Source organism: Brachybacterium sp. SGAir0954, from assembly GCF_005490785.1.
Taxonomy (GTDB): Bacteria; Actinomycetota; Actinomycetes; order Actinomycetales; family Dermabacteraceae; genus Brachybacterium; species Brachybacterium rhamnosum.
In genome coordinates this window covers 1,535,067-1,557,048 of the sequence record NZ_CP027295.1, presented here as the reverse complement: position 1 = coordinate 1,557,048, position 21,982 = coordinate 1,535,067, and the positions used below count along the sequence as shown (strand labels likewise).

Here is a 21,982-nt window from a genome sequence, read left to right as displayed (position 1 = left end):
TGTCCTTCTCTCGAATCTGAAGTCGTGTGGTCTGAGGGATCAGGGCGGGGGCGGTGGGACGGGGCGCGAGGTGCGCTCCCGTCCCACCCCGTCGCTCAGACCTCTTCGATGGAGCCGACGCCCTCGTGGGGACGGCGGGACAGGTCGATGCCGAGCTCCTCCGCGGCGCGGAAGACCTCCTCGTCGCTCTCGCGCACCTCCTGGGCGGTGCCGTCGGAGGAGAGGACCTCGACGTTCAGGCACAGCGACTGCATCTCCTTGAGCAGCACCCGGAAGGACTCCGGGATGCCGGGCTCGGGGATGTTCTCGCCCTTGACGATGGCCTCGTAGACCTTCACGCGGCCGGAGATGTCGTCCGACTTGATGGTCAGCAGCTCCTGCAGGGCGTACGCGGCGCCGTAGGCCTCGAGGGCCCACACCTCCATCTCGCCGAAGCGCTGGCCGCCGAACTGGGCCTTACCGCCCAGGGGCTGCTGCGTGATCATCGAGTACGGGCCGGTGGAGCGCGCGTGCAGCTTGTCGTCCACGAGGTGGTGGAGCTTCAGGATGTACATGTAGCCCACGGAGATCGAGTCCGGGAACGGCTCGCCGGAGCGGCCGTCGAACAGCTGCGCCTTGCCGGAGGCCTTGACCATCTGCTCGCCGTCCCGGTTGGGGCGGTGGCTCGCGATCAGGCCGGTGACCTCCTCCGCGGAGAGACCGTCGAAGACGGGGACCGCGACGGGGGTGCCGGGCTCGCCGTGCAGCGCCGACGCCGGGAGCTCCGCGGCGGTCTCGCTCTCGGGGTCGATGTCCCAGCCGGACTTGGCGACCCACCCGAGGTGGGTCTCCATGACCTGGCCGATGTTCATGCGGCCGGGCACGCCCATGGGGTTGAGGATGATGTCCACGGGGGTGCCGTCCTCGAGGAACGGCATGTCCTCCACGGGCAGGATCTTCGCGATGACGCCCTTGTTGCCGTGGCGGCCGGCGAGCTTGTCGCCGTCGGTGATCTTGCGCTTCTGGGCCACGTAGACGCGGACCATCTCGTTCACGCCGGTCGGGAGGATGTCGCCGTCCTCCTCGTCGTTGAACACGTGCACACCGATGACCGTGCCGGTCTCGCCGTGGGGGACGCGCAGCGAGGTGTCGCGCACCTCGCGGGCCTTCTCGCCGAAGATCGCGCGCAGCAGGCGCTCCTCCGGGGTCAGCTCGGTCTCGCCCTTCGGGGTCACCTTGCCGACGAGGATGTCGCCCGGCTGCACCTCGGCGCCGACGCGGATGATGCCGCGCTCGTCGAGATCCGCGAGGACGTCGTCACCGACGTTGGGGATGTCGCGGGTGATCTCCTCCTTGCCGAGCTTGGTGTCGCGCGCGTCGACCTCGTGCTCCTCGATGTGGATCGAGGTGAGGACGTCGTCCTGGACCATCCGCGAGGACAGGATGATGCCGTCCTCGTAGTTGTGGCCCTCCCAGGACATGAACGCGACGAGCAGGTTCTTGCCCATCGAGAGCTCGCCCTCGTCGGTGGAGGGGCCGTCGGCGAGGACGGAGCCGGCCTCGACGCGGTCGCCCTCGTTCCAGAGCACACGGTGGTTGTAGCAATTGCCCGCGTTGGAGCGCTCGAACTTCGGCACCGGGTAGGTCTGGCGGGTGCCGTCGTCGGCCATCACCACGATGAGGTCCGCGGAGAGCTCCTCGATGATGCCGGCCTTGGAGGCGACGATGACGTCGCCGGCGTCCACGGCGGCGCGACGCTCCATGCCGGTGCCGACGAGCGGCATCTCGGTCTTGAGGAGCGGCACGGCCTGGCGCTGCATGTTCGAGCCCATGAGCGCGCGGTTGGCGTCGTCGTGCTCGAGGAACGGGATCATCGCGGTCGCGACGGAGACCATCTGACGCGCGGAGACGTCCATGTAGTCGACCTCGGCCGGCGGGACCAGCTCGGGCTCGCCGCCCGTGGTGCGGGAGAGCACGGCGTCCTCGAGGAACGTGCCGTCCTCGCCGACCTTCGCGTTCGCCTGGGCGATGACCAGGCGGTCCTCGTCGTCGGCGGTGAGGTAGACGATCTCGTCCGTCACGCGACCCTCGACGACCTTGCGGTACGGGGTCTCGATGAAGCCGAACGGGTTGATGCGCGCGAAGGTCGCGAGCGAGCCGATGAGGCCGATGTTCGGGCCCTCAGGGGTCTCGATCGGGCACATGCGGCCGTAGTGCGACGGGTGGACGTCACGGACCTCCATGCCGGCGCGGTCGCGCGAGAGGCCGCCCGGGCCGAGCGCGGAGAGACGGCGCTTGTGGGTCAGGCCCGACAGCGGGTTGTTCTGATCCATGAACTGCGAGAGCTGGGAGGTCCCGAAGAACTCCTTGATCGCCGCCGTGACCGGGCGGATGTTGATCAGGGTCAGCGGGGTGATCGCCTCGACGTCCTGCGTGGTCATGCGCTCGCGGACGACGCGCTCCATGCGGGACAGGCCCGTGCGGACCTGGTTCTGGATGAGCTCGCCCACGGCGCGGATGCGACGGTTGCCGAAGTGGTCGATGTCGTCGGTCTCGACGCGCACCGTGCGGCCGTCGACGCTCGTGTACTCGGTGACGCCGTCGTGCAGCGCGACGATGTACTTGATCGCGGCGACGATGTCCTGCAGGCGCAGGGTCGACTCCGAGAGGCTGCCCTCGAGACCGAGCTTCTTGCCGATCTTGTAGCGGCCGACCTTCGCGAGGTCGTAGCGCTTGTGGTTGAAGTACAGGTTGTTGAGCATGGCCTCGCCCGCATCGCGGCTCGGCGGCTCGCCCGGACGCTGCTTGCGGTAGATGTCCATGAGCGCCTCGTCCTGCGAGGACACACGGTCCTTCTCCAGGGTCGAACGCATCGACTCGAACTCGCCGAACTCCTCGAGGATGTCGCTGTGGGACATGCCGAGGGCCTGCAGCAGGGTCGTGACCGACTGCTTGCGCTTGCGGTCGATGCGCACGCCGACCTGGTCGCGCTTGTCGATCTCGAACTCCAGCCACGCACCGCGCGACGGGATGATCTTCGTCGAGAAGATGTGCTTGTCCGAGGTCTTGTCGATGCTCTCCTCGAAGTACACGCCGGGGGCGCGCACGAGCTGGGAGACGACGACGCGCTCGGTGCCGTTGATGATGAAGGTGCCCTTGTCCGTCATGAGCGGGAACTCGCCCATGAAGACCGTCTGGGTCTTGATCTCACCGGTCTCGTTGTTCATGAACTCCGCGATGACGTACAGCGGAGCGGCGTAGGTGAGGTCCTTCTCCTTGCACTCGTCGACCGTGTACTTCGGGTCGTCGAAGGTGTGGTCGCGGAACGACAGCGACATGTTGCCGGCGAAGTCCTCGATCGGGGAGATCTCCTCGAGGATGTCCGCGAGACCGGAGGTCTGCGGGACGTCCTCGCGGCCGGCGGCGGCGGCCTCGGCGGCACGCTCCTGCCAGCGCTCGTTGCCCAGCAGCCAGTCGAAGGACGTGGTCTGCAGGCTGAGCAGATCAGGGACCTCGATCGGGTCTCCGAGCTTCGCGAAGGTGACTCGCGGCGAAGCGGTGCGCAGCTGAATGTCAGTGGTGAGGTCGGTGCTCGAGGCAGCCAAGGGTGGGGTCCTTCCACAGGCCGATGACGGGTTCCCAGGCGCGGCGAGCGTCCTCCGGGGCGATGAGGCACAGGTGGAGCAGCGTGAAGCAGCGGGACCCGTGGACGACGCACAGCGCAAGGACCAAGCATACACAAATGCACGGATGGACGCAAGGGCCCTCAGAGCCCGGTCCATCCGCGTCGACCACCATATGCCTGGCGCGGAAGGCCTGCCTCCTGCCCGTCTCTCTCGACGTGACCGCGCCCGGTGCCCCGGGGGTCCTGCGGCAGGAACAGCAGCGCTGTTACGGGGAAGATTCTGGACCTCGGCGGCCCCGGAGTCAAGCACGCGCCGCTCCCCCGGCGCGGCGCGGCGCTCCCCGTCGAGCCGCGGTCCGCGCGCTCACGCTGGTCACAGCCGTCCACGCGACCCGCGCCATGCTCCCCCGGGAACGGCGGAGGAGCCGCCCCGCACAGCGGGACGGCTCCTCACGAAGCGATGCACGGCGCCGCGAGGGCGCCTCGGATCACTTGACGGTGACGGTGGCGCCGGCGGCCTCGAGCTTCTCCTTGGCGGCGTCGGCGTCCTCCTTCTTGACACCCTCGAGGACGGCCTTGGGCGCGCCGTCGACGAGCTCCTTGGCCTCCTTGAGGCCGAGCGAGGTGAGCGCGCGCACCTCCTTGATGACGCCGATCTTCGCGGAGCCGGCGGACTCGAGGACCACGTCGAACTCGGTCTTCTCCTCGGCGGCCGGGGCGTCAGCGGCGGCACCGCCGGCGGCGGCGACGGCCACGGGAGCGGCGGCGGTCACGTCGAAGACGTCCTCGAACTGCTTCACGAACTCGGAGAGCTCGATGAGGGACATCTCCTTGAAAGCCTCGATGAGCTCGTCGTTGCTGAGCTTCGCCATGGTGGCGTTCCTTCCTGTCGGTGGGACGGTGTCCCGGTGGTGTTGACGGCGCTCACGCGCCAGGTTCTACGGGCTGAGCCGGGGGGCTCAGGCCTCCTGCTTGGCGCGGAGCGCGTCCACGGTGCGCGCTGCCTTGGACAGCGGCGCCTGGAACACGGCAGCGGCCTTGGACATCGACGCCTTCATGGCGCCGGCGGCCTTGGCCAGCAGGACCTCGCGGGACTCGAGGTCCGCGAGCTTCTTGACGTCGTCCTCCGAGAGCGCCTTGCCCTCGAAGTAGCCGGACTTGATCACGAGCGCGTCGTGATCCTTGGCGAAGTCACGCAGAGCCTTCGCGGGCTCCACGGGCTCACCCTTGATGAACGCGATGGCGGTCGGACCGCTGAGCGTGCCATCGAAGGCGTCGATGCCGGCCTCGCGGGCGGCGATCTCCGTGAGCGTGTTCTTCACCACGGCGTAGGTAGTGTCGGAGCCGAGCGAACGACGCAGCTGCTTGAGCTGGCCGACGCTGAGCCCGCGGTACTCGGTGATGACGGCGGCGTCGGACTCGCGGAACAGCTCCGCGATCTCGGCGACGGCGTCCACCTTCTCGGGGTTCGCCATGGCCCTCCTTCCAGAGGTCTCTCGCCGCCGGCTGAAGGAGTCCCGGAACGGGAAAAGGCCTCGACACGCAGGTGTCGAGGCCAGACGCACGATCCGGCTCACCGGGGGATTCCTCCCCGCGGAGGGCGCGACCGTGCGGGTCGCTTCATTCACCTGCGCAGGCCATCCCGTGGGGGAATCCTTCGGTCGTCCTCCGGATGGAGGGCGACGACCGGCGGTCTTCGGTAGGTTCAGCCTAGACCAGCCCCCTCCCACGGCGCCACGGATCAGGGAGCACTCGGACGCACGTCACACCCGCGACGCGGACGAGGGCCCACCCGGCCGGGGCCGTGCGGAAGCGGACGAGCCCCCGCGTCCTCGAGGGATGCGGGGGCTCGTCGCAGGAGGACGACGGGGCTCAGGCCTCGTCGGTGTCCTCGAGGAGGTTGCGGGTGCGGTTCACGTCGACCGGGATGCCCGGGCCCATGGTGGTGGACACGGTGATCTTCGTGATGTAGCGACCCTTCGAGGAGGACGGCTTGAGCCGCAGGATCTCCTCGAGGGCGGCGACGTAGTTCTCGACCAGCTGCTGGTCGGAGAACGACACCTTGCCCACGATGTAGTGCAGGTTCGCCGCACGATCGGTGCGGAACTCGATCTTGCCGCCCTTGATGTCGTTCACAGCCTTCGTGACGTCCATCGTGACCGTGCCGGTCTTCGGGTTCGGCATGAGGCCGCGGGGGCCGAGCACGCGGCCCAGCTTGCCGACCTTGCCCATGAGGTTCGGCGTGGCCACGGCCGCGTCGAAGTCGGTCCAGCCCCCGGCGACCTTCTCGATGAGCTCGTCGTCGCCGACCTCGTCGGCGCCGGCCGCGAGAGCGGCCTCGGCCTGCGCGCCCGTCGCGAAGACGATCACGCGGGCGGTCTTGCCGGTGCCGTTCGGCAGGTTGACGGTGCCGCGCACCATCTGATCAGCCTTGCGGGGGTCGACGCCGAGACGCATCGCGACCTCGACCGAGGCATCGAACTTCGCCGGGTTCGTCTGCTGCGCGAGGCGCAGGGCGTCGAGCGGCGAGTACTGGCGGCCGGCCTCGATCTTGGCGGCGCCGTCCTTGTAAGCCTTGCTGCGGAATGCCATGTCGTCAGTCCTCCACCGTGATGCCCATGGAACGAGCGGTGCCGGCGACGATCTTCGCAGCGGCCTCGATGTCGTTCGCGTTCAGATCAGGCATCTTGGTCTCCGCGATCTCGCGGACCTGAGCCTGGGTGATCTTGCCGACCTTCACGGTGTGAGGGGTGGCGGAGCCCTTGGGAAGACCGGCGGCCTTCTTGATGAGCTCGGCGGCCGGCGGGGTCTTGGTGATGAAGGTGAACGAGCGGTCCTCGTACACCGTGATCTCGACCGGGATGATGTTGCCGCGCTGATCGGCGGTCGCATCGTTGTAGGCCTTGACGAACTCCATCATGTTCACGCCGGCAGCGCCGAGCGCGGGACCCACGGGCGGCGCAGGCGTGGCCTGGCCGGCCTGGATCTGGAGCTTGATGATGCTCGCGATCTTCTTCTTGGGAGCCATTGCTCTTCCTTACTGTGTCGTGGTCCGGGCGGAGCTCATCAAGCGCTCCTCCCACTGGCCCTGCGAGCCGGGGCGCGCGAGGACCGGATGCGACGCTACCTGTGCGCCGCGCCGCCGTCGAGCGGGACGAAGGGTGATCTTCGTCCGGTCGACGCCGGGGTCCGGGGTATCAGATCTTGGCGACCTGGTCGAAGGCGAGCTCGACGGGGGTCTCGCGGCCGAAGATCGAGACCAGCACCTGCAGCTTCTGGTGCTCGCTGTCGATCTCGGAGATGCTCGCCGGCATCGTCTCGAAGGGACCGTCCATGACGGTGACGGACTCGCCGATCTCGAAAGCCGGCACGGCCTTGGCGGCGGCCTTGGACGGCGCGCCGGAGCCGGAGCGCTTCTTCTCGGGCAGGCCCACGGACGGGGACAGCAGCGAGAAGATCTCGTCGAAGGAGAGCGGGGTCGGATCGGTCGCGTTGCCCACGAAGCCGGTGACGCCGGGGGTGTCGCGGACGACGCGCCAGGACTCCTCGGCGAGCTCCATGCGCACGAGCACGTAGCCGGGGATGCGCACGCGGCGCACGATCTTCTTCTGGCCGTTCTTGATCTCGGTCGCGTCCTCCATGGGGACCTCGACCTGGAAGATGTACTCCTCCATGTCCTGCGTCTCGATGCGCGTGGTCAGCTGCGTGCGCACGCGGTTCTCGTGACCGGAGTAGGAGTGGATGACGTACCAGTCGCCGGGCGCGGAGCGCAGGTGGCGCTTGAGGACCGCGACCGGGTCCTCCTCCTCGGGCTCCTCGGAGCCCTCGGACGCGGCGGCGTCCTCGTCGGCGTCCTCGGCGTCGGTGCTCTCGGCGGGCGCGCCCTCGACCGGCTCCTCGGCGGAGTCGTCGGCAGGGGCCTCGTCGGCCGCGACGGCCTCGGCGGGGTCCACGTCGACGGACTCGACGGCGGCGGGCTCCTCGGAGGCCTCGAGGGTCGCGTCGTCGGCGCCCTGCTCGGGGGAGGACGAGAACGACAGCGAGTCGTCGACGTCGTCGTAGGAGTCCTCGGGGGTGGAGGTCTGCTCGTTCACCGTCGTGAACCTGCCTTCCTGACAGCTGGGGATCGGATCGGACCGTGGTCCGGTGGGACTGCTGCGGATCCCGCTCAGTCAGGGACCGCGAAGGTGAGCCGGGACAGCCAGCTGAACAGGGCGTCGACGCCGAAGACGAAGGCGATCATCACGGCCACGAAGAGCAGCACGGTCAGCGTGTAGACCGCGAGCTCCTTGCGGGTGGGGACGACGACCTTGCGGAGCTCGGCGATCACCTGGCGCACGAACAGACCGATCGCCACGAACGGGTTGCGTGAGGCCTGGGCCTCGTCGTTCCGGCTGGAGTTCACGTCTGCAGGGTCCGATCTGGTCGTCGTCATCCGCATCCAGCCGGACGAACCCGGCCGGACGGGCAGGGTAGACAGGGCTCGAACCTGCAACCTGCGGTTTTGGAGACCGCTGCGCTACCAATTGCGCCACTACCCTTCACGGGGCGAACCCCGTGGGCCCGAGGGCCGAGGACCAGCATACAAGCAGCCGGGACCCGGGGCGAATCCGTCCGCGGCGGACCGGACCCACGTCACACTCGTCGTCCCGCTCCCCCGTCGCGCCCCGCCCGATCGCGCGCCGGCGGCCGATCGCCGGTCATCCTGGCGGGACGACGCCCGCTCTGCCACGATAGGCCCGTGAGCACCGACGACGCCCTTCCCGCCCCGTCCCTCAGCGCACGCGAGCACCGCATCTCCCAGCGGATCGCCGCGATCGCCCCATCCGCGACGCTCGCCGTCGACCAGGCCGCGAAGGCCCTCAAGGCCGCCGGCCGGCCGGTCATCGGCTTCGGCGCCGGGGAGCCGGACTTCCCGACGCCCGCGCACGTGGTGGAGGCCGCCGTGGCCGCCGCGCAGGACCCGGCGAACCACCGCTACACCGCCTCCGCCGGCCTCCCGGAGCTGCGCACAGCCGTCGCCGCGAGCGTCGCCGCCTCCACCGGGCTCGAGTTCTCCCCCGCGCAGACGCTCATCACCAACGGCGGCAAGCAGGCCGTCTACCAGACCTTCGCGACGCTCCTGGACCCGGGTGACGAGGTCATCCTGCCCGCGCCGTACTGGACCACGTACCCCGAGGCGATCCGTCTCGCCGGCGCCGTCGAGGTGCCCGTCCTCGCAGGAGCCGACCAGGGCTACCTCCCCACGATCGAGCAGCTCGAGGCGGCCCGCACGGAGCGCACCCGCGCGATCCTCGTGTGCTCCCCCTCGAACCCGACCGGCGCGGTCATGACCCCGGAGCAGGTCGAGGAGCTGGGCCGCTGGGCGCTCGAGCACCACCTGTGGGTGATCACCGACGAGATCTACCAGCACCTCACCTACGACGGCGTCGCCTTCACCTCGGTGCTGAAGGCCGTCCCCGAGCTCGCGGAGACCACCGTGCTGCTGGGCGGCGTCGCGAAGTCCTTCGCCATGACCGGCTGGCGCGTGGGCTGGATGGTGGGCCCGAAGGACGTCATCGCCGCCGCGTCCAACCTCCAGAGCCACCTCACCTCGAACGTCAACAACGTCGCCCAGCGCGCGGCGATCGCCGCGCTCACCGGTCCGATGGAGACCGTCGAGGAGATGCGCGAGGCCTTCGACCGCCGCCGTCGCACGATCGTCGAGAAGCTCTCCGCGGTGCCCGGCTTCTCGGTCCCCACCCCCACGGGCGCCTTCTACGCCTTCCCCGAGGTGACCGGGGCGCTGGGCCGGGAGATCCGCGGGACCCGTGTGGAGACCAGCTCCGACCTCGCCTCCGCGATCCTCGAGCACGCCGAGGTCGCCGCGGTGCCGGGAGAGGCCTTCGGCGCCCCCGGGCACCTGCGCTTCTCCTATGCGCTCGGCGACGAGGACCTCGCCGAGGGCATCGACCGCGTCATCGCCCTGCTCTCCGAGTGACGGCGGGCGGGCGGCGCGCATGAGCACGGGCCGCGACCTCGCGGCGCTGCCCAAGGCGCATCTGCACCTGCACTTCACGGGGTCGATGCGCCCGGGGACGCTGCGGGAGCTCGCCGAGGAGCGGGGCCTGCGGCTGCCGCGCTCGCTCACCGACGACGTCGCGCTGCAGGTCGAGCCGACCCGCCGCGGCTGGTTCCGCTTCCAGCGCGAGTACGACACCGCCCGTGCGGTGGTGGACTCCGAGGCGGCCATGCGGCGGATCCTGCGGGAGGCCGTCGAGGACGACGCCGCCGAGGGCTCCGGCCGGCTCGAGCTGCAGGTGGACCCCACGAGCTACGCCCCCTTCGTCGGCGGGCTCTCCCCCGCCCTCGAGATCGTGCTCGACGAGGCCGAGGCGAGCGAGCGCGCGACGGGCGTGAGCGTCGGCATCGTCGTCGCCGCCTCCCGCACGCGGCATCCCCTCGACGCGCGGACCCTCGCGCGGCTCGCGGCCCGGCACGCCGGCCGCGTCATCGGGTTCGGGCTGTCCAACGACGAGCGCCGCGGGGTGACCGCCGAGTTCGCCCCCGCGTTCCGGATCGCCCGCGAGGCGGGGCTGTGGTCGCTCCCCCACGGCGGTGAGCTGCTCGGGCCCGCCCACGTCGAGGCGGTCGTGGACGCGCTCGCCCCGCGGCGCCTGGGCCACGGGGTGCGCTCCGCGGAGGACCCGCGCCTGCTCGAGCGGATCGTCGAGCAGGGGATCGGCCTCGAGCTGTGCCCCGCCTCGAACGCCTCCCTGGGCGTCGTCGCCGAGCCGGAGGACGTCCCGCTGCGGGCGCTCGTCGGGGCCGGGGCGCAGATCGCCCTGGGGGCCGACGACCCGCTGCTGTTCGGCTCCCGGCTCGTGGAGCAGTACGCGATCGCCCGGCGGGTCGGCCTCACCGACGAGGAGCTCGCCGCGCTGGCCCTCTCCTCGATCGGGATCTCCGCGGCGGATCCCGCCACCGCCGCCCGGCTGCGGGCCGGGGTCGCGGACTGGCTCGCCGCTCCCCCGCCCTCAGCGGCAGCAACGGTGGATCAGCGGTCCTGACCCGCGCCCTCCGAGGGCAGGGCGAGGAAGAACTCCGGGGCGGTGAACCCGCGCTGGGCGAAGGCCTCGGCGATCGCCGCGGCGACACCGCCCGCGGCATCGGCCTCCACGAGCGCGATGATCGAGCCGCCGAAGCCGCCGCCGGTCATGCGGGCGCCGTGCGCCCCGGCCGCCCGGGCGGCGTCCACCGCGACGTCGAGCTGCTCGACGGTGACCTCGTAGTCGTCCCGCAGGGAGTCGTGCGAGGCGTTCAGCAGCGCGCCGAGCTCCGCGACGTGCTCCCGCACGGTGCCCTCGGCGAGCAGGGCGTCGACGTCCCGGACCCGCTGGATCTCGGTGACCACGTGCCGGGCACGGCGGCGCACGACATCGTCCTCGATACGCGGCAGCAGCTCCTCGAGCCGCGAGGCGTCCACGTCCCGCAGGGTCGCGACGCCGAGGGCCTCCGCGGCCCGCTCGCTGTCCGCCCGACGGGCCGTGTACTCGCCGTCCACGTGGGAGTGCTCGGCGCGCGCGTCCGTGATGAGCAGCGCGAGGCCCTGGCCGGCGAGGTCCCACGGCACGGGGCGCGTGGAGAAGTCGCGGCAGTCCAGGTACAGCGCGTGGCCGGCACGGGAGAGCACCGAGGCGGACTGGTCCAGTCCGCCGGTGGAGGCGCCCGCGAAGTCGGTCTCCGCGGTGATCGCCGCGCGCACCCGGTCCAGCGGGGCGGTGCCCAGGGTCAGGAGGGCGTCGATCGCCTCCGCCGCTGCGCACTCGAGGGCCGCGGAGCTCGAGAGCCCCGCGCCGAGCGGCACCTGGCCATCGATGAGGATGTCCATGCCCTGCGTGTGCGCGCCCGAGATGAAGGGTCGCAGCGCCCAGAGCACGCCGGCGACGTAGGCGGGCCAGCCCTCGACGGCGCCCGGCTCGAGGGCCGCCGCGTCGAGGTCGAGCTGGAGGTCGTCCTGCGCGGAGCGCAGGCGCACGCGGTCCGTGGGCGTGCGGGCGGCGGCCGCGAAGCAGCGGTGCGAGATCGCCATCGGCAGGCACAGGCCGTCCTGGTAGTCGACGTGCTCGCCGATGATGTTGACCCGGCCCGGGGCCGACCACACGCCGTCGGGGCGGTACCCGTAGGACTCGACGAACAGCTGCTCGGCACGCGCGGCGGCGGCCGCGCGGTCCGGGGCGGCCGAGAGCACGGGGGTGCCGGCGGTGGTGGCAGGGGTCATGGTGGGTCCTCCAGAGCGGGGCAGGGGGGCGGGCGCCCGGCAGAGTCTAGCCAGGGCCAGCCCGCCGCGGCGTCCAGGACCGGCCAGAGGACGGCGGGCCGTCGCCGAGGATCAGGGGCGAGGCGCGAGGCAGGAGACGCTCGGGGCGGGGATCGGGTCCCCCGCCACCTCGAGGGTGTCCTGGTGGCGGCGCAGCACGTCGATGCGGTCGCTCTCCTGCGCGGCGACCAGGATCGTCGTCCCCAGCTGGGTGAAGTGCCGCGGGTGGGCGCCGACGGGCACCTCCGCGACGAGCTCGGGACGCATGCCGGCGAGGCTGAACAGCGCGATCGTGTCCGGGCCCCGGTTGGCGACGAGGGCGTGGTGCTCGTCCGCGGCGAGCTCCACGTGCGAGAGCGCCGACTCCTCGGGGCGTCCGGACGCGGGGACCATCGAGCGCACCGACCACTCGAGCTCCGGGCCGCGCATGACCTGCAGCGCGCCGACGTCCTGCGGGACCTCGCCGCGCACGGCGACGCCGACCTTGCCGGAGAGCTCGCAGCTCACGAGGAGCTGGGAGGACTCGTGGTCCGCCGCGAGGTGCCGGGGCCCGCTGCCGCGGCTGAAGGGGATCTCCCCGGCCGGCTCGATGTGGCCGGTCTGCACCTGCCGGTAGAGCACCACGCGGTCCAGGCCCAGGTCCGGCACGGCGATCAGCTCGGTGCCCGGCAGCCGCACCACCTGGTGCGGGTGCGGGTCGCGGTCCTCCGCGTAGTCGTGGTGGTCGTCGAGGTCGAGGAGCTCGACGGGCAGGCCCTCGGCGTCCAGACGCACCGTCTCGACCGAGCCCGAGCCGTAGTTCGCGACGAGCAGGGTGTCCGGTCGGGTGCCGGGCGCGAGGTGGCAGCCCCCGGAGCCGGCGAGCTCGAGGTCGCCGATGATCTCCCCGCTCGAGCCGTCCTCCGCGACGCGGAGGGTGAGCACGTGCGTGGGGCTGGTCTCGGTGACCGCGTGCAGGAGGGAGCCGTCGGCGCTCCAGAGCAGGAACGAGGGATCCGCGGCGGCCACCTCCCAGAGGGTCTCCGCGGCGGCGCCGGAGTCGTCCGGGGTCACGCGCAGGAGCGCGATGCCGGTGCCGCGGCCGGAGCCGCTCGTGGAGTAGCCGCCGACGGCGACGAGTGCGGGAGAGGTCATGCTCGCTCCTCGGGATCGGTGCGGCGGTCCCCCGCGGCGGAGGTGGGGTCGAGCTCCTCGAGCATCGAGGGGGACAGCGCTGTCATCTCACCGGTCATCGTAGACGGCTCGACGAGGGCCACGCCGTCACGACCACGGGCGCGGCGGCGCGTGCCCACGGAGAGGCGACGGCGGCGCATCGTCGTGAAGGGCACCGAGATCATCGGCGTGTAGGCGATCTGGCGGGCGCCGACGACCCGCGAGGCGAGCAGCTGGCCCAGCACGGCGCCGGCGGCGATGCCGATTGCGATCTCCCCGGCGCTGAACAGCTCGAGCGCGCCGTCGGGCACGGCGTCGCCGAGGGCGAGCAGGCCCCGGTAGATCCGGCTGCCCGGGACGAGCGGCACCACGCCGCCCATGACGAACACGAGCGTGGGGGCGCGCATGCGGTCGCCGAGCACCACGGCCGCGACGCCGACGAGGAAGGAGGCGACGCCGACCGCGTAGACCCGGTCCACGACGTCGCTCAGCAGGTGCGAGAGCCCCGCCGAGCCCGCGGCGACCAGCGCGACCGCGGCGAGCATCCGCATGGGGACCTGGGCACCCACCCCGAACCCGAGGCCCATGACGGCTCCGGCGACCACGAGGACGAGCACGGAGGCGAGGGAGACCGGGGTCGCGGAGGAGATCGACACGTCCACCCCCACGAGGTCCGCGACGAGCAGCCCTCCGCGCACACCGGCGACGATGCCGACCGTGAGCATGAGGGTCTCGAGGATCCGCCCGGCGGCCGTCACGTACCAGCCGGTGACGGCGTCCTGCATGGCACCGATCGAGGTGAGGCCCGCGAGCAGCACGATGATGCACGCGACGACGACGATCGACGGGTTCAGCGAGGGGTCCAGCGCACCGAGCAGCACGGCGACGCCCACCGCGAGGAAGCCGCCGAGGGCCTGGCTGTAGAAGCGCGGGATGCGCCGCCGGGTGAGGACCGTGTCCACCAGGATCATCAGGGCCGCGGCGAGGGTCGCGGCGATCACCACGAGCCAGTTCGCCCCGAGGCTCAGCGCGGCGCCGCCGCCGAGCAGGCCGAAGCCCGCGCAGACGAGGGACAGGCGGTAGGGCGGCTTCTCCTGCGGGATCGCGGCGGCCTGGTGGCGGGCCTCCTCGAGGGAGAGGTCACCGCTGATGTAGCCGAAGGTGACGTCCTCGTAGGCGGCGAGCCGCGCGAAGTCCTGCACGCGCTCGCTCGCGGCGCGCACGCGGGTGAAGGGGGCGGAGAGCTCGTCCGGCAGGTAGGAGATCGTGACCTCGTCGAAGGTGACCTGGACGGCCACGTTGCGCAGGCCCGAGGAGCTCGTGATCCGCAGGACGGTCGCGGTGACCTCCGAGGCCGCGGCGCCGTTGGTCAGCAGGCCCTCGCCGACCCTCATGGCGAGGTCGAAGACGGCGTGCAGGCGGGCGGAATCGGTGGGCACGCCGCGATCGTGCCATACCCGCGGGCCTGCTCGGAACCGTGCCGGCGGGGCCTCCGGGGAGGCGCTCGGCACACTCCCGGATCAGAGGTTCGGGGAGCCCGTCAGCGCGCCGATCGCGATGCCCAGCGCGACGAGGCAGACGACGTCGACGAGCCGGGAGCGCACCGCGAGCGCGCCGACCGCGCGGGTGGGCAGCAGCAGCCGCAGGGCGGCGAGGACGAGCAGCTCGGCGCTCAGCAGCATCCCCGCGAGCGGGGCGTGCCCGGCGATGCCGAGCAGGGCGATGACCGCGAGCGCCAGGAGGGCCCCCGTGAGCACCGCCTGGCGGCGCACGGCGGCCCCGGCGGTGAAGGGTGATCTGGGCTCCGGCACGGGCACATGCTACGGGGCCGGGATGGATAGGCTGTCAGCGGCCGACGACGACGCCGGCCGTCCGAGAACCCGGAGGACAAGACCCATGACCCATCCCGGTGCGACGACAGGATCCGCCACCCGCCGCGAGCACGACCTGCTCGGCGATCGCGAGGTCCCCGCCCACGCCTATTACGGGATCCAGACCCTGCGGGCGCAGGAGAACTTCCACATCACGGGAGTCCCCCTGTCCCACTTCCCCCGCCTCATCGAGGCGCTCGCCCAGGTCAAGCGGGCCACCGCCCGGGCCAACCATGCTCTCGGGGCGCTCGACGACGAGCGTGCCGCCGCGATCGAGCAGGCCTGCGAGGAGATCGCGGGCGGTGCGCTGCACGAGCACTTCGTCGTGGACATGATCCAGGGCGGTGCGGGCACGAGCACCAACATGAACGCGAACGAGGTCATCGCGAACCGCGCGCTCGAGATCCTGGGGCACGAGAAGGGCGACTACGAGCACCTCCACCCCAACAACCACGTGAACCTCGCGCAGTCCACGAACGACGTCTACCCCACCGCCGTGCGGCTCGCGATGATGCTCTCCTTCCCCGCGCTCGCGGAGGCCATGGACACGCTCATCGGCGCGCTGCGGGACAAGGGCGACGAGTACGCGGACGTGCTGAAGATGGGTCGCACGCAGATGCAGGACGCGGTCCCGATGACGGTGGGCCAGGAGTTCCGCGCCTGGGCGACGACGATCAGCGAGGACGTGGAGCGGCTGACCCGCACGGCGCGGCTGTTCCAGGAGATCAACCTCGGCGCGACCGCGATCGGCACCGGCATCACGACCGACCCCCGCTACGCGCAGCTCGCGGCCCGCGAGCTCTCCGAGCTCACCGGGGTCGAGTTCACGGTCGCCGCGGACCTCGTCGAGGCGACGAGCGACACCGGTGCCTTCGTCACCTTCTCCGGGGTGCTCAAGCGCATCGCCGTGAAGATCTCGAAGATCTGCAACGACCTTCGCCTGCTCTCCTCCGGCCCGCGCGCGGGCTTCGCCGAGATCACCCTGCCGGCGGTGCAGCCGGGCTCCTCGATCATGCCGGGGAAGGTGAACCCGGTGATCCCCGAGGTCGTCAACCAGGTGGCCTTCGAGGTGATCGGCAACGACCTCACGGTGACCTTCGCGGCGGAGGGCGGCCAGCTGCAGCTGAACGCCTTCGAGCCGGTGATCTGCTTCAACATCCTGGAGTCCACGCGGGTCATGACCCGGGCGATGGACACGCTCGCGGAGCGCTGCATCCGCGGGATCACCGTGAACCGCGAGGTCGTGGACGACTACATCCACCGCTCGATCGGGGTGGTGACGGCGCTCGTCCCGGTGATCGGCTACGCCGCCGCGACGGACATCGCGAGCACCGCGCTCACCACGGGACGGCCGGTGCGCGAGCTCGTCCTCGAGCGGGGCCTCATCGACGAGCACCGGCTGGAGCTGCTGCTCTCCCCCGCCTCGATGACCCGCCCGGTGCGCGCGACGGCCACGGGCACGATCCCCGCGCTGACGGAGGAGGCACCCGACTCCGGGGAGATCGGCCGTCCGCTCGAGCAGGACCCGCAGGAGCTCCCGATCCCGGACGGCGGCACAGTCTGAGCCGCCCCGCCGACCCGCCGTCGGCCCGTCCCGCCCGGGGCGCGGAAGGGCCCGGCCCCGAGGGGACCGGGCCCTTCCGCACGTCACGAGGGACGGCGGGACGGCGAGCTCAGCGGCTCACTCGTCGGCCTCCTCCATCTTGCCGCGCATGACGAGCTTCGGATCGGGCTGGCCGACCACGTCGTGGTCCTTGTCCTCGTACTCGAACTGCGAGAGGAAGTAGCGCATCGCGTTGATGCGGGCGCGCTTCTTGTCGTTGCTGCGGATGATCGTCCACGGCGCGTACTTCTTGTCCGTGCGGCGGAACATCTCCTCCTTGGCCTGCGTGTAGGCCTCCCAGCGGTCGAGGGACTCGAGGTCCATCGGGGAGAGCTTCCAACGGCGCACCGGGTCGAGCTGGCGGATCGCGAAGCGGGTCCGCTGCTCCTTCTGCGAGACGGAGAACCAGAACTTCGTGAGGTGGATGCCGGAGTCCACGAGCATGCGCTCGAAGGACGGTGTCTGGTTCATGAAGGTCTCGTACTGCTCGGGGCTCGCGAAGCCCATGACCCGCTCGACGCCGGCGCGGTTGTACCAGGAGCGGTCGAAGAGCACCATCTCGCCCTCGGTGGGCAGGTGCTGGACGTAGCGCTGGAAGTACCACTGGCCGCGCTCGCGGTCGCTCGGCTTGTTCAGCGCGACGACGCGCGCGGTGCGCGGGTTCAGGTGCTCCGTGAAGCGCTTGATGGTGCCGCCCTTGCCGGCCGCGTCCCGCCCCTCGAAGATGATGACGGCCTTCTGGTCGTTGTCCTCGAGCCAGTACTGGAACTTCAGCAGCTCGACCTGGAGCTTGTACTTCTCCAGCTCGTAGTCCTCGCGGTCCATGCGGGTCTCGTAGGGGTACCCCTCCTGCCAGGTGTAGACGGGGTTGCCCTGCGGATCGATGAGGTCGGGGTCGGGGGTGTGACCGTCCTGGACCGTGTAGCCCTCCTCGCGCAGGTGCTCGATGTACTCGCGCAGGGACTGGTTGTCAGGGATTCTCACGGTCACTCCTTCGACACATGCTCATGTTGGGCACCACTGTAGGGGGCGTGCATGACGTCCAGGTGAACGGACGGCCTGCTCGGAGCGGGGACCGACCGGTCCGTCGCACGGCGTGCGCGAGGGACCGGTCGCGAGCCCCGACGGGGCTCAGTGGGCGAAGTGCCGGGTGCCCGTGAGGTACATCGTGACGCCCGCCGCGCGGCAGGCCTCGACGACCTCCTCGTCGCGGATGGAGCCGCCGGGCTGGACGATCGCCCGCACCCCGGCGTCGATGAGGATCTGGGCGCCGTCGGCGAAGGGGAAGAAGGCGTCCGACGAGGCGACCGCGCCGCGGGCCCGCTCCTCGCCGTCCTCGCCGAGCGTGTTCGCGCGGGTCACGGCGAGCCGGCAGGAGTCCAGGCGGTTGACCTGGCCCATGCCGATGCCGACGGCCGCGGAGTCCTTCGCGAGCAGGATCGCGTTGGACTTCGCGGCGCGCACCGAGCGCCAGGCGAAGGCGAGGTCCGCGAGGGTCGCGGCATCCGCCGCCTCGCCCGAGGCGAGGGTCCACTGCGCGGGGTCGTCGCCGTCCGCGTCGACCGCGTCGGCGTCCTGGATGAGGGTGCCGCCCCAGATCGGGCGCACCTCGACGCCGCCTCGGGTGCGGTCCTCGACCTGGAGGATGCGGAGGTTCTTCTTGCCCTGGAGCAGCGCGAGGGCGTCCTCCTCGTAGCCGGGGGCGAGGATGACCTCGGTGAAGATCGGCTTGACCTGCTGCGCCATCGCGAGGGTGACGGTGCGGTTGGCGGCGATGACGCCGCCGTAGGCGGAGAGCGGGTCCGTCGCGTGGGCGCGGGCGTGGGCGAGGGCGAGGTCCTCGCCCTCGGTGACGACGGCGATGCCGCAGGGGTTGTTGTGCTTCATGACGACGACGCACGGCTGGTCGTGGTCGAAGGCGGCGCGCGCGGCGGCGTCCGCGTCGACGTAGTTGTTGTAGCTCATGGGCTTGCCGCCCAGGAGCGTCGCTCCCGCGAGGCCCGGGGCCTCGGGATCGGTCACGGCGAGCCGCGCCCGCTGGTGGGGGTTCTCGCCGTAGCGGAGGGTCGCGGTGATGCCGAAGGCGGCGGCCTCGTCCTCGGGGAGGTCGAGCAGCGAGACGTCCTGGCCCTCCTCGGCGCCGTCGGTCTCCTCGCCGGCGTCCTCGGCGAGGCGCGCGGTCATCCACTCGGAGATCGCGGTGTCGTAGTCCGCGGTGACGGTGAAGGCGATCGCGGAGAGCTCCTGGCGCTCGGCGAGGGTGAAGCCGCCGGCGCGGGCGGCGCGCGCGGCGTCGGCGTAGCCGTCCTGCTCGACGACGACGGCGACGCTCGCGAAGTTCTTCGCCGCGCCGCGCACCATCGAGGGGCCGCCCACGTCGATCTTCTCGATGATCTCGTCGAAGCTGCCGCCGGCGGCGACGGTCTCGGAGAACGGGTAGAGGTTCACGACGACGAGGTCGAAGGGCTCGATGCCGTGCTCGGCGAGCTGGGCGCGGTGGGTCTCCTCGCGGAGGTCCGCGAGGATGCCGCCGTGCACGCGCGGGTGGAGGGTCTTCACGCGGCCGTCGAGCATCTCGGGGAAGCCGGTGACGGTCTCCACCTCGGTGACGGCGATGCCCGCGTCGCGGACGGTCGCGGCGGTCGAGCCGGTGGAGACGATCTCGGCGCCGGTCTCGGCGAGCGCGGTGGCGAGCTCGACGATGCCGGTCTTGTCGAAGACGGAGAGGAGGGCGCGGCGGATCGGGCGGCGATCGGTGGCGATCACGAGGGGGCTCCTGTTCGAGGGCGGGTGCGGTCCTTGCGACGAGCACCCAGGCGGTCGATGCTCGCGGTTCACTCCCCGGTGGTCCTCCCACCTGCGCCAGTCGTGTGGGGCCAGCCTACCGGGCGGCGAGGGTGCGCACCACGTCGACCAGGAGCGGCTGCTCCGCGGCCTTGATGCGCTCGTGGAGCGTGTCCTCGGTGTCGTCCTCGAGGACGGGGACGGCGACCTGGGCGAGGATCCGCCCGGTGTCCACCCCGGCGTCGACCTCGATGATGGTCGCGCCGGTGATCTTCACCCCGTGGGCGAGGGCGTCGCGCACGCCGTGGGCGCCGGGGAAGGAGGGCAGCAGGGCGGGGTGGGTGTTGACGATACGGCCGCCGTAGGCGTCCAGCAGCGGGCAGCCGACGAGCCGCATGAAGCCGGCGAGCACCACGAGCTCGGGGTCGTGGGCGGCGACGGCGGCGGCGAGCGCCTCGTCCCACGCGGCGCGGTCGGGGAAGTCGCGCAGGGCGACGACGGCGGTGGGGATCCCCGCGTCCCGGGCGATGTCGAGGCCGGCGGCGGGCTTGTCCGCGAGGACGCCGACGATCTCGTAGGGCGAGTCCGCGGCGCGGGAGGCCTCGAGGAGGGCGGCGAAGGTGGAGCCGGCGCCGGAGAGCAGGACGACGACGCGCGTGGGCGCCGTCCCGGCGGTCCCGGTGGTCGCAGGGGTCGCGGGGAGGGGGGTCGCGGGGGTCACCGGGCCAGGGTAGCGACGAGCGGGCACAATGGGGCGATGAGTCCCGCGAGCGACCCCTCCCCCGACGACAGCCGCCGGCACACGCGGCGGCTCGCGCTGCTCACGGTGCTCATGCTCCTGGCCTGGATCCTGCTGATCGCGCCGCTGCCGTGGTCGCTGCTCGCGGGGGTCGTCGCCGCGGCCGCGCTCGTGGTGCTCGTCCCGGTCACGGTCTCCGCGTTCCGCCGGGGCCGGCGCGGCTCGGCGGTGCTCGCCGCCGTGGTGGGGATGCCGGCGACGCTCATGATCATCACGAGCTCGCTCGTCTCGGTGCTGTTCTACGGCCCGATGTCGGAGCTCGAGGAGTGCCGGGACACGGCGCTCACGCAGCGTGCGGAGGCACAGTGCCGCCAGGACGTCGAGGACTCCGTCGCGACCTGGCTCGGGGACCTGACAGGGAGCTGACGGGGACCTAGCGCTCCGAGGGCGAGCCCGCCGCGAGGCTCGTCCCGCTCTCCTCCGCCGCCGCGGCATCGGACGCGGTGGAGGCATCGGGAGCGGTGGCGGCATCGGACGCGGTCGAGGCGCCGGATCCGGTGCTGTCCGCGTCAGCGGCGTCGTCGTCCATGACCTCGGAGCGAGCGGCGCCGACTCCGCGCTCCTCCTGCTCCGCGCGCTCGACCCGCTCGCGGAGGGAGCCCACGAGACCGCGCACCCACGGCACCGCCGGGGTCGCGAGCAGGCCGATCACGGCGGCGGTGCTCAGCACGACGATCCCCAGCAGCGGCAGCAGCATCGTGGACATCACCGGGCCGAGGTGCACCAGGCGGCCCTCGCCGATGCGCCCCGTGGAGAGGCCCGCGACGAGCAGGACCGCGACGACGACGAGCACCGGGTAGGCGACCCAGGCCGTCACGCGGTCCCGCAGCGCGAGCCCCGTGGTGTCCCGGACGAGCCGGTACGCGCCGAGGACCACCGCCGCGATCGGCAGCACGAGCAGCGCCCAGACCCAGACGGGGGCGGCGCCGGGCTGCGGGATCGCCGCGAGCATCGGCAGCGCGGGGAGCACACCGCTCTCGACGCCGTGCAGGGACAGGGCCGTGCCGCTGCCCACGGAGACGGTCCCGCCCAGCAGCACCGCCATCGCCCACACGATGAGCAGCGGCAGCAGGGCGAGCTGCAGCAGGGTCAGCACCGCGCCGCCCACGACGCCCGGGGCGAGCTGGTCGAAGAGCGCGGACTGGCCCGGGATCGAGATCACCAGCAGCATCACGACGAGCGCGGTCGCGGCGGCGACGAGCCCGCCCAGCGCGAGCAGCACGGCGCGGGCGACGGCGTCGAAGGGCGAGGGCAGCAGGGCGAGGACCCGCACCGCGGGGATCGTCGCGGTCGCCTCCCGGCGCACGGACCACAGCAGGCCCAGCAGCCCGCCCACCACGGCGATCAGCGCGGCGGAGACGAGCGCGGAGGCGATCACGGGGCTCGCCTCGCCGCTGCGGCCGAGCGCGCCGACGACCGCCATGCCGACGGCGTAGACCGCCGTGTACGCGCCGAGCGCCCCGCCGGCGTCCCGCAGCGCCCGGGTGCGCAGCACGCCGTCGTCGCGGACGAGGTCCAGGCCGCGGCCCACGCGCCGCATGCCGAGAGCGGAGACGGCGACGAGCAGCAGGCTGAGGCCCAGCGGCGTGAGGGTCGTGGCGCCTTCGATGACGCCTGTGCCGAGCGTGACCCCGCCGCCGTGGCCGAGGACGAGCAGGTTCAGGGCGATGAGGACGGCGTCCAGGGCGGTGGCGCTCGAGCCGCTCCCGGCGATCTGCGCGGCGAGCGCGGGGACCACGGTGATCGCGAGGACCGTGCCGAGGCTCACTGCGGCGGCGACGACCCCCCGGACCAGGGGTGTCGCGATGCTTCCGCCGCCGTTGCTGCTCACGCTCTGCTCCATCCGCCGGGTGTGCTGGTCGAGGTCCAT

The 21,982-nt window shown here is 71.9% G+C and carries 19 protein-coding genes and 1 tRNA gene; 4 read left to right on the top strand and 16 right to left on the bottom strand.

The features are described 5' to 3' along the window. Positions 1-95: 95 nt before the first annotated feature. The 8 genes from rpoB to C1N80_RS06935 all read right to left on the bottom strand — a co-directional run bounded on the left by rpoB (position 96) and on the right by C1N80_RS06935 (position 8,145). Positions 96-3,584 carry a DNA-directed RNA polymerase subunit beta gene (gene rpoB / locus C1N80_RS06970; RefSeq protein WP_137770114.1) on the bottom strand — a complete coding sequence of 1,163 codons (3,489 nt, stop codon included), beginning with the start codon at positions 3,582-3,584 and terminating at the stop codon, positions 96-98. A gap of 508 nt (positions 3,585-4,092) precedes the next feature. Next, positions 4,093-4,476, bottom strand: coding sequence for a 50S ribosomal protein L7/L12 (gene rplL / locus C1N80_RS06965; protein ID WP_103384855.1), 384 nt, complete (start codon positions 4,474-4,476; stop codon positions 4,093-4,095). Between the two features lie 87 nt (positions 4,477-4,563). Beyond that, positions 4,564-5,079, bottom strand: a complete 516-nt coding sequence (rplJ, locus tag C1N80_RS06960) for a 50S ribosomal protein L10 (protein WP_137770113.1) — start codon at positions 5,077-5,079, stop codon at positions 4,564-4,566. A 397-nt stretch (positions 5,080-5,476) separates the two neighbouring features. Next, positions 5,477-6,196, bottom strand: a complete 720-nt coding sequence (gene rplA / locus C1N80_RS06955; protein WP_137770112.1) for a 50S ribosomal protein L1 — start codon at positions 6,194-6,196, stop codon at positions 5,477-5,479. A 4-nt stretch (positions 6,197-6,200) separates the two neighbouring features. Continuing rightward, positions 6,201-6,632: a 50S ribosomal protein L11 gene (gene rplK / locus C1N80_RS06950; protein ID WP_137770111.1), complete on the bottom strand. Its 432-nt coding sequence runs from the start codon at positions 6,630-6,632 to the stop codon at positions 6,201-6,203. Positions 6,633-6,801: 169 nt separating this feature from the next. After that, entirely contained in the window at positions 6,802-7,698 is an 897-nt protein-coding gene (gene nusG, locus C1N80_RS06945) for a transcription termination/antitermination protein NusG (RefSeq protein ID WP_137770110.1), read from the bottom strand. A 74-nt stretch (positions 7,699-7,772) separates the two neighbouring features. Then, positions 7,773-8,009: a preprotein translocase subunit SecE gene (gene secE, locus C1N80_RS06940; RefSeq protein WP_240811261.1), complete on the bottom strand. Its 237-nt coding sequence runs from the start codon at positions 8,007-8,009 to the stop codon at positions 7,773-7,775. A gap of 63 nt (positions 8,010-8,072) precedes the next feature. After that, a tRNA-Trp gene (locus C1N80_RS06935) sits at positions 8,073-8,145 on the bottom strand. 200 nt (positions 8,146-8,345) lie between these two features. Here C1N80_RS06935 and C1N80_RS06930 point away from each other — a divergent pair. Both C1N80_RS06930 and C1N80_RS06925 read left to right on the top strand, forming a co-directional pair. Beyond that, positions 8,346-9,584 carry a pyridoxal phosphate-dependent aminotransferase gene (locus C1N80_RS06930; RefSeq protein ID WP_137770108.1) on the top strand — a complete coding sequence of 413 codons (1,239 nt, stop codon included), beginning with the start codon at positions 8,346-8,348 and terminating at the stop codon, positions 9,582-9,584. 19 nt (positions 9,585-9,603) lie between these two features. Continuing rightward, entirely contained in the window at positions 9,604-10,653 is a 1,050-nt protein-coding gene (locus C1N80_RS06925; RefSeq protein ID WP_137770107.1) for an adenosine deaminase, read from the top strand. Here C1N80_RS06925 and galK read toward each other — a convergent pair. From galK to C1N80_RS06905, 4 genes are all read right to left on the bottom strand, one after another. After that, entirely contained in the window at positions 10,641-11,864 is a 1,224-nt protein-coding gene (galK, locus tag C1N80_RS06920) for a galactokinase (RefSeq protein ID WP_137770106.1), read from the bottom strand. The two genes, C1N80_RS06925 and galK, sit on opposite strands and share 13 nt — an antisense overlap. Before the next feature lie 111 nt (positions 11,865-11,975). Further along, the gene (locus C1N80_RS06915; protein WP_137770105.1) at positions 11,976-13,037 is read right to left on the bottom strand and encodes a beta-propeller fold lactonase family protein; all 1,062 of its coding nucleotides are present in this window, start codon (positions 13,035-13,037) and stop codon (positions 11,976-11,978) included. Then, the gene (locus tag C1N80_RS06910; protein WP_137770104.1) at positions 13,034-14,494 is read right to left on the bottom strand and encodes a threonine/serine exporter ThrE family protein; all 1,461 of its coding nucleotides are present in this window, start codon (positions 14,492-14,494) and stop codon (positions 13,034-13,036) included. The genes C1N80_RS06915 and C1N80_RS06910 overlap by 4 nt, the downstream gene beginning before the upstream one ends. An 81-nt stretch (positions 14,495-14,575) precedes the next feature. Beyond that, positions 14,576-14,866 (bottom strand): DUF3017 domain-containing protein, encoded by a 291-nt coding sequence (locus C1N80_RS06905; protein WP_137770103.1) that lies wholly within the window; start codon positions 14,864-14,866, stop codon positions 14,576-14,578. Between the two features lie 85 nt (positions 14,867-14,951). Here C1N80_RS06905 and C1N80_RS06900 point away from each other — a divergent pair, with 85 nt between their 5' ends. After that, complete coding sequence (locus C1N80_RS06900) at positions 14,952-16,490, top strand: aspartate ammonia-lyase (RefSeq protein WP_137770102.1); 1,539 nt, start codon at positions 14,952-14,954, stop codon at positions 16,488-16,490. 117 nt (positions 16,491-16,607) lie between these two features. Here the strand turns inward: C1N80_RS06900 and ppk2 are convergent, their stop codons facing one another. From ppk2 to purN, 3 genes are all read right to left on the bottom strand, one after another. Next, positions 16,608-17,513, bottom strand: a complete 906-nt coding sequence (ppk2, locus tag C1N80_RS06895) for a polyphosphate kinase 2 (RefSeq protein ID WP_137770101.1) — start codon at positions 17,511-17,513, stop codon at positions 16,608-16,610. A gap of 147 nt (positions 17,514-17,660) precedes the next feature. Continuing rightward, a complete protein-coding gene (purH, locus tag C1N80_RS06890; protein ID WP_137770100.1) occupies positions 17,661-19,295 on the bottom strand; it encodes a bifunctional phosphoribosylaminoimidazolecarboxamide formyltransferase/IMP cyclohydrolase in 1,635 nt (544 codons plus the stop codon). Positions 19,296-19,410: 115 nt separating this feature from the next. Then, positions 19,411-20,034, bottom strand: a complete 624-nt coding sequence (gene purN / locus C1N80_RS06885; protein WP_137770099.1) for a phosphoribosylglycinamide formyltransferase — start codon at positions 20,032-20,034, stop codon at positions 19,411-19,413. A 36-nt stretch (positions 20,035-20,070) separates the two neighbouring features. Between purN and C1N80_RS06880 the strand changes: the two genes are divergently transcribed. Next, on the top strand, positions 20,071-20,478 hold the full coding sequence (locus C1N80_RS06880; RefSeq protein WP_137770098.1) for a hypothetical protein: 408 nt from the start codon (positions 20,071-20,073) through the stop codon (positions 20,476-20,478). 7 nt (positions 20,479-20,485) lie between these two features. Here the strand turns inward: C1N80_RS06880 and C1N80_RS06875 are convergent, their stop codons facing one another. Beyond that, complete coding sequence (locus C1N80_RS06875; RefSeq protein ID WP_240811260.1) at positions 20,486-21,943, bottom strand: DUF6350 family protein; 1,458 nt, start codon at positions 21,941-21,943, stop codon at positions 20,486-20,488. Positions 21,944-21,982: the final 39 nt, after the last annotated feature.